Consider the following 6,647-nt stretch of genomic DNA (forward strand, 5'->3'; position numbering starts at 1 on the left):
CCGGTGGATCGCGCCGTCCACGCCGCCCCCGCCGAGCAGTGACGAGTTGGCGGCGTTGACGATGACGTCCACCCGCTGCGCGGTGATGTCGCCCTGGACCAACTCGATTTCCATCATTCCCCGCCGGTGGATTCGGCTGCGGTGCCGGGTCGTGCCGTGCTGGCCGCTGCTACGCCGGCCTGGCCGGCGATCGGCTGGCCGGCGATCGGCTGGCCGGCGATCGGCTGGCCGGCGATCGGCTGGCCGGCGATCGGCTGGCCGAGTGTACGGCGGGCCAGTAGGGCGCCCCCGGCGACCGCGGCCGGCATGAGCAGCACCGCGCCGAGCGGGATCAGGAAGCAGAGGAAGACCGCGACACCGAAGCCCAGCGCGAGCGGGCGGTTCGCCCGCAGCACCCGGCGACGGTCCGGCAGCCGCAGGCCGCGCCGGTAGAACGGGACGCCGACCAGCTCCACCGCGAGAAACCAGCCGGCGACGAGCGCGGCGACGACCGGTACGACGAACTGACCGACGATCGGGATGAACCCGGCGACGAACAGCGGGATGCCGAACAGCACCGACCGGACGATCAGCCGTGCCGAGTCGACGAGGCTGCGCCGCAGCGAGCGCCACCAGGGCACCTCGATCTCGTCCGGCACCCCGCCGTACCGCGCCTCCACCCGCTCGGAGATCTTCTCGTAGAACGGGTCACCGATGAACAGAGTGATCGCGGTGAAGGTGAGCACCCCGAGGAGGCCGCCCAGGCCCAGGAAGGCGAGCCCGGCGACCAGCCGTACGCCGTCGCGGGTCGAGGCGGCCCAGTCGTCGGCGAACGGGGTGACCAGTTCCGCTAGGTCGGAGACGAAGTAGATCAGGGTGCCGAAGGCGGCGAGGTAGAGCGCGCCGGAGAGCAGGCCGGGGATGATGCCGAGCAGCACCAGGCGGGGATTCCGGGCGTAGATCCCGAGTCCTCGGAAGAGCAGCCCGACGCCGGTACCGAACCCGGACAGGAACGTACCGGCCCGGCCGCCGGCCGGCGCGTTGACCGTGGTGGTGTGCACGACCGGGAAGCCTATCGGGGAGTACGGCACCCGGCATGGCGGCAACGCGACATCCGACGGGCAGGATGGGGGAATGCGCGCCGCCCGGCTGATCTCCCTGGTCCTGCTGTTGCAGAACCGGGAGTCGATGACCGGCGCCGAACTGGCCCGCGAGCTGGAGGTGTCGGAGCGGACGATCTACCGGGACGTGTTGGCGCTCGGTGCCGCCGGCATCCCCGTGTACGCCGACCGGGGCCGGGCGGGCGGCTACCGGCTGCTCGGCGGGTACCGGACCCGGCTGACCGGGCTGAGCCGGGACGAGGCCGACGCGCTGTTCCTGTCCGGCCTGCCCGGCCCGGCCGGCGAGATGGGACTGGCCGAGGTCGCGGCGACCGCCCGGCTGAAGGTGCTCGCCGCACTGCCGAGCGGGCTACGGGACGCGTCGACCCGGGTGGAGCGGCGGTTCCATCTCGACGTACCGGGCTGGTTCCGGGAGGCGGACCCACCGGTCTGGTTGACCGAGCTGGCCCGGGCGGTGTGGCAGGACCGGACCGTGGGGCTGCGCTACCTCCGGCGGGACCGGGAGGTGAGCCGGACCGTCGAGCCGTACGGGCTGGTGCTCAAGGGTGGCGGGTGGTACCTGGTAGCCCGGGTCGGCACGAACCATCGCACCTACCGGGTCGACCGGATCGTCGGGGTCGAGGAAGCGGGCACCACGTTCAGCCGCGACGAATCGTTCGACCTGGCCGGCTACTGGGCCGACCAGGCCGAGCGGTTCGTCCGGCAGATCCTCGCCGACGTGATCACGGTACGGCTCAGCCCTGCCGGCCGGCGCGCCCTGCGGTACGTCGCCGAGGTGCCAGCCGTACGGGAGGCGGAGGCCGGCGCCGGGGAACCCGACGAGCAGGGCTGGGTGGTCGTCCGGCTGCCCGTCGAGTCGCCCGACGTCGCGTACGGCCAACTGCTCAGTCTCGGCCCCGAGGTGGAGGTGCTCGAACCAGCGCAGTTGCGAGCCCGCCTCGCGGCGGCGGCCCACCGCCTCGCCGAGCTGTACGGCCCACGGAGGCCGTGACGCCGACAGATCCGGGTCAGGTGATCCTGTTCATGGCAGCCTGGATCTGTAGCCAGGCGGGGTCACTCTCAGAGGTTTCGGTGACGGTTTCCAGATCGCCCGGCAGCCAGGTTCGGGTTCCGTCGGTGAGGTCGAGCTCGTCCATGTCGACGACCGAAGCCTCGCAGGTGCCGGCGAGGAACTCGGCCACCGCTTCCGTTGACGCCTCGACCCGGCCGCCCCGTCCGATCGACAGCATCCCAAGCGTGCCGTCCCGGCCGGCAACGACCAGTTCACCTGTGGCGGTGGCCGTCAGGGCGGTCACCGCCGACCCGGGCAGCACCTCGTGTTCGGTCGTCTGTTCCCCGTCGATCTCGAACTCGATGACGGTGCCCTCCGGCGTACCGATCCAGAGAACACCCGGAAGCGGCCCGAACGCGACGTTGTGATCCGACCAGGCGTTCGTTCCGTCCAGCCACTCCTGCGGGTACGGGTATCCCGGACTCGGCTCTCCGAGTGTCAGGCCGAGAACGCGGCGCAGTGAGGGAAACTCGAACACATCGACCGAGTTGTCGTAGGAGTTGCCCCGCACCGCGAAGTGCCGCCCGTCCGGGCTGAAGATCGGAGTCTGGTAGCCGTCGCAGTTGAGGACCAACGCCCGGCGCAACGGCCGCAGCACGGGCTCGGTGTCTCGGGAGAAGAGCATCAGCGTGGCACCCTGATCGCTCTGAAGGGTGGCCAGGAGGCCACCGCCCGGATACGTCGCGATTCCGGTGTCCCACTCTGGGCCCAGCGCCGTCGCGCCGGAGGCAAGGTCGAGTGTGATGGAGGACCCCGAGTCCTCCTCTCCCCCGGCCGGCGACAACCAGAGGGTCCGCCCGTCCGGACTGAACGCCACCTCGCGGTGGTATTCGGTCGGCGGAACGCCGTCGATCCTGAGGGTGTCGGCGCGGGTCCAGCAGGCCGTGTTGTCGCCGTCCGCCACCGCGAGCTGCGGCTCGTCCGGATGCCAGGCGGCGGAGGGTGTCCGGTTGAACCGCTCGTAGGCGGGGGTGTCATAGGCGGCCGCGTCGGCGCCGACAGCACCGATCTCCCGCAGCTGCCCGGTCGTGTACTCCCAGATCCGAATCGCCGGACGTTCGGTGTCCCAACCGGCGATCAACGGCAGCCTGGGATGGCAGAGCAGCCGCTCGACCGTGGCTTCGGAACGGATCTGCGCCAGGGTTTCCATCGGCACACCGTAGCGACGAAGGGGGCGCGGCGAGGGGCGCCCCGGCCAGGGCCACACCCCCGCCCTCGCATCACGTCGAGGTTCCGTACGAAGCCGACAACGTCTCGATCAACACTTACCGGTAGTCGGTCGCGTCGGCGGGCTTGCCGGTGGACTCCACCTCCATCATGTACCGCCAGGCGTCGGGCCGGCTGCCGTCGAGGTCGGTGAAGCCGTACACCTGGGCGAGTTGACCGCTGGAGAGTGACTGCCCCGACCAGCGGGCCCGGTCCGGGTCGGCGGCCAGCGCCGCCACCGCCCGCCCGACGTAGGCGGGGCTCTCCGAGATGACGAAGTGCGGCTGCTTCTCCACCGCGTCCTGCCAGTTCTCCTCGGTGACGCCGAACTCGTCGAGCATGAACTCGGAGCGCAGCCAGCCGGGAGTGACGACCACCGCCGTGCCGCCGTGCTCGCGCAGTTCGTGTGCCCAGACGAACGCGAGCCGGTTCACCGCTGTCTTGGCCAGGTCGTAGAAGGCCGAGAGCCGGTAGTTGGTCTCGTTGTACTCCCGGGTGCCGTCGCCGACCTCGACGACCAGGCCGCCCGGATTGCGGATCAGCAACGGCATCGCGAAGTGGCTGGTGATGATGTGGGTGTCGACGGCCAGCCGCAGGGTCCGGAAACCGTCGTCCAACGACTGCTCCCACACCGGTTTGTTCCAACCGATGAACGGGTCCGCGCCCCACACGTCGTTGACCAGTACGTCGAGCCGGCCCTGCTCCTGGTCGATCCGCTCGACGAGGGCGCGGACCTGCTCCGGCACCAGGTGGTCGACCTGCACCGCGATCCCGGTACCGCCGGCCGCGGTGACCAGTTCGGCGGTCTCCTCGATCGTCTCCGGCCGCTTCATCTCCGAGGGTTGTTTCCGGGTGCTGCGTCCGGTGGCGTACACGGTCGCGCCGGCAGCGCCGAGTTGGACGGCGATCTGTCGGCCGGCGCCCCGGGTCGCCCCGGCGACGAGCGCGATCTTTCCAGTCAGTGGTCCTGTCGTCATACCGGCGACTCTGTCAACGAATTCTGACAACCGACGTCCGGATTTACCCACCGATCCGGGGCGGACCCTCCAGGCTCCGGAGGTTCGCCGTCAGTTGACGAGCCGGACGCGTACCCGGCGGTTCGCCCGGCCCTTGCTCTCCACCTTGACCACCTGGACCTTGCCGATCTGGGCGGTCGAGGCGACGTGGGTTCCGCCGTCGGCCTGCACGTCGAGCCCCACGATGTCGACGATCCGGATCTCCTGCTCGTCGGCCGGGATCAGGTTGGACTGGGTACGGATGATGTCCGGCAGCGCCAGCGCCTCGTCCCGGGCCAGCACCTTGACCGCGACCGCCCGGTCGGCGGTCACCTCGGTGTTGACGAGTTCCTCGAGCCGGGTCTTGAAGTCGGACGGAACCTCCGGCAGGTTGAAGTCCATTCTGGCCTCGCCCGGTTCCATGTTGCCGCCGGTGACCAGGGCGCCGAAGTCCCGGAACACCACGCCGCACAGCACGTGCAGGCCGGAGTGGGTACGCATCAGCAGACTGCGGCGATCGTCCTCGACCGCGCCGGTGACCGCCGTGCCGACCGGTGGCAGCGGATCCCCGTCGGCCGGAATCAGGTAGAGGTCGTCGCCCTTGCGGGTGCCGACGATCCTGGTCTGTACGCCCTGCCAGAGCAGCACTCCGTGGTCCGGTGGCTGGCCGCCGCCGCCGGGGTAGAAGGCCGAGCGGTCCAGCACGATCCCCTGCTCCGGATCGGCGACGAGTACCGTGCACTCCCACTGCCGCAGGGTCGGGTCGGCGAGGTCGAGGCGGCTGGTCCGGCCGTGCTGAGAAACACCCATGGAGCAGCAGGCTACTCCGGCGCGCGCCCATACGGCGGTGGACCGGAGCCCCTGGCCGCAGGCCCTGATAGGTGCGGGACGTGGCGGGACCGGGCGGGACGGGCCGAGATCAGCGTCCGGGCGGAATCAGTTGAGGAAGGTGGAGATCCGCTCGCGCACGTCGGCGCGGTTCGACCAGAGCAGGCCCGGTTTGTCGTACACGTGCAGGGTCGCGGCCGGCAACGCGGCGGCGAGTTGCTCGGCAACCTCGACCGGATGCAGGTCGTCGCCGGCGCAGGCGATCACCAGTGCGGGGGCGGTGACGGCGGCGAGGTCCGCCCGCTGCCGGATCGCGACCTGGGTGGCCAGGCTGGCCAGCCCCGCGCCAAGGCCGTCCCGGGTCAACTGGTCGACCCGCTGCCGCAGGTACGCCCACCCCGCCGGGGTGTTCCGGACCGCCGGCGGCACCTCGACGGCGACCGCCTCGGCGACCGTGGCGGCGTCGCCGCTGCGGATCGCGGTGAGGAGTTCGGTGAGCCGACGCCGCGCCACGTCCGGCCGGGGCTCGTCGAGTACGGCGGGCAGCACGAACACCACCCGCTCGAAGCGCTCGGGACTCTCCCACAGCACCCGGCAGAGTGCCCCCGCGCCGAGGCTCACTCCGAGCGCCCGGGTGGCGCCGCCCAGGTCGGCGATGGCACGCAGGTCGCGGGCCAGGTCCGCGTAGCTCCATTCGCCGTCCGGCGCGTCGGAGCGGCCATGGCCACGGAACTGGAAGAAGATCTTTCGACCGGCGACCGCGCTGCCCAGCGGTCGGGTGGTGGAGATACCCGTACCGAGGCCGTGCGCGAACACCGTGGTCGCGTCGCCGTCGCCGGTTACCAACCGCTCCAGCCGGACACCGTGCGGGGTGGCGACCAGGTCGGTCTCCGGGTCTGGCAGCGCCGGCCGACCGCTCCGTGGAGCGGTCGGTCCGGGACCGTACGTCCGTGGCCCGCCGTCGGGCGGTGGTGGCCAGCGGAAATCTCTCACCAGAAGCCTTTGCCGTCGGTCAGGTCGCGCAGGCCGACCCGGACGTCGAGCAGATAGATCAGCGCGGCGGCGATTCCGATCAGGGCGAACAGGCTGATCGGCCCGCGCAGCAGCAGGGTCAGCACCAGGCACACGGCGAGGATGGCGATCCAGGCTCCCTTGGGGATCGTGCCGATCGCCGGGAACGCGTCCGAGCGCTGGGTTATGCAGTGCACGAGGGCGACGCCCTGGATCACGAGGGCGAAGACGATCAGCACCAGGTTGATGATGGAAACAACGTCGTCGAAGAAGAGCGGCGCGGCAGTGCCCATGGCGTGAAGCTTATGTCGGCCACCCCGGGTGTGTGCCACTTGCCGCACCCACCCGGGGTGGCCAGGCGCTTACTTGTCGGCTGCCGGGCGGGTGCGCTTGACGGCCGGACGGGTCGACTTGGCCGCGGGCCGACGCTTCGCGGCGGGGGTCGTGGCCGAGGCC

The 6,647-nt window shown here is 71.0% G+C and carries 7 protein-coding genes and 1 pseudogene; 1 reads left to right on the plus strand and 7 read right to left on the minus strand.

Features of this window, described 5'->3' with window-relative positions:
* A partial coding sequence (locus I0C86_RS37800; RefSeq protein ID WP_230395475.1) for a macro domain-containing protein occupies window positions 1-117 on the minus strand: 117 nt, incomplete at its 3' end.
* A gap of 72 nt (window positions 118-189) precedes the next feature.
* Window positions 190-1,040, minus strand: a pseudogene (locus I0C86_RS37805) (EI24 domain-containing protein); the annotation flags it as partial.
* 73 nt (window positions 1,041-1,113) lie between these two features.
* Here I0C86_RS37805 and I0C86_RS37810 point away from each other — a divergent pair.
* Window positions 1,114-2,091, plus strand: coding sequence for a helix-turn-helix transcriptional regulator (locus I0C86_RS37810; RefSeq protein ID WP_196206117.1), 978 nt, complete (start codon window positions 1,114-1,116; stop codon window positions 2,089-2,091).
* Window positions 2,092-2,107: 16 nt separating this feature from the next.
* On the opposite strand, the gene I0C86_RS37815 is transcribed toward I0C86_RS37810, so the two are convergent.
* From I0C86_RS37815 to I0C86_RS37835, 5 genes are all read right to left on the minus strand, one after another.
* Entirely contained in the window at window positions 2,108-3,301 is a 1,194-nt protein-coding gene (locus I0C86_RS37815; RefSeq protein ID WP_230395474.1) for a WD40 repeat domain-containing protein, read from the minus strand.
* A 115-nt stretch (window positions 3,302-3,416) separates the two neighbouring features.
* Window positions 3,417-4,334, minus strand: a complete 918-nt coding sequence (locus tag I0C86_RS37820) for an SDR family oxidoreductase (protein ID WP_196206118.1) — start codon at window positions 4,332-4,334, stop codon at window positions 3,417-3,419.
* A gap of 90 nt (window positions 4,335-4,424) precedes the next feature.
* Window positions 4,425-5,162, minus strand: a complete 738-nt coding sequence (locus I0C86_RS37825) for an alanyl-tRNA editing protein (protein ID WP_196206119.1) — start codon at window positions 5,160-5,162, stop codon at window positions 4,425-4,427.
* 126 nt (window positions 5,163-5,288) lie between these two features.
* Window positions 5,289-6,173, minus strand: coding sequence for an alpha/beta fold hydrolase (locus I0C86_RS37830; RefSeq protein WP_196206120.1), 885 nt, complete (start codon window positions 6,171-6,173; stop codon window positions 5,289-5,291).
* A complete protein-coding gene (locus I0C86_RS37835) occupies window positions 6,170-6,484 on the minus strand; it encodes a DUF2516 family protein (protein ID WP_196206121.1) in 315 nt (104 codons plus the stop codon). Before I0C86_RS37835 ends, I0C86_RS37830 begins: the two co-directional genes overlap by 4 nt.
* Between the last annotated feature and the right edge of the window lie 163 nt (window positions 6,485-6,647).

It is taken from the genome of Plantactinospora alkalitolerans, assembly GCF_015690345.1.
Taxonomy (GTDB): Bacteria; Actinomycetota; Actinomycetes; order Mycobacteriales; family Micromonosporaceae; genus Plantactinospora; species Plantactinospora alkalitolerans.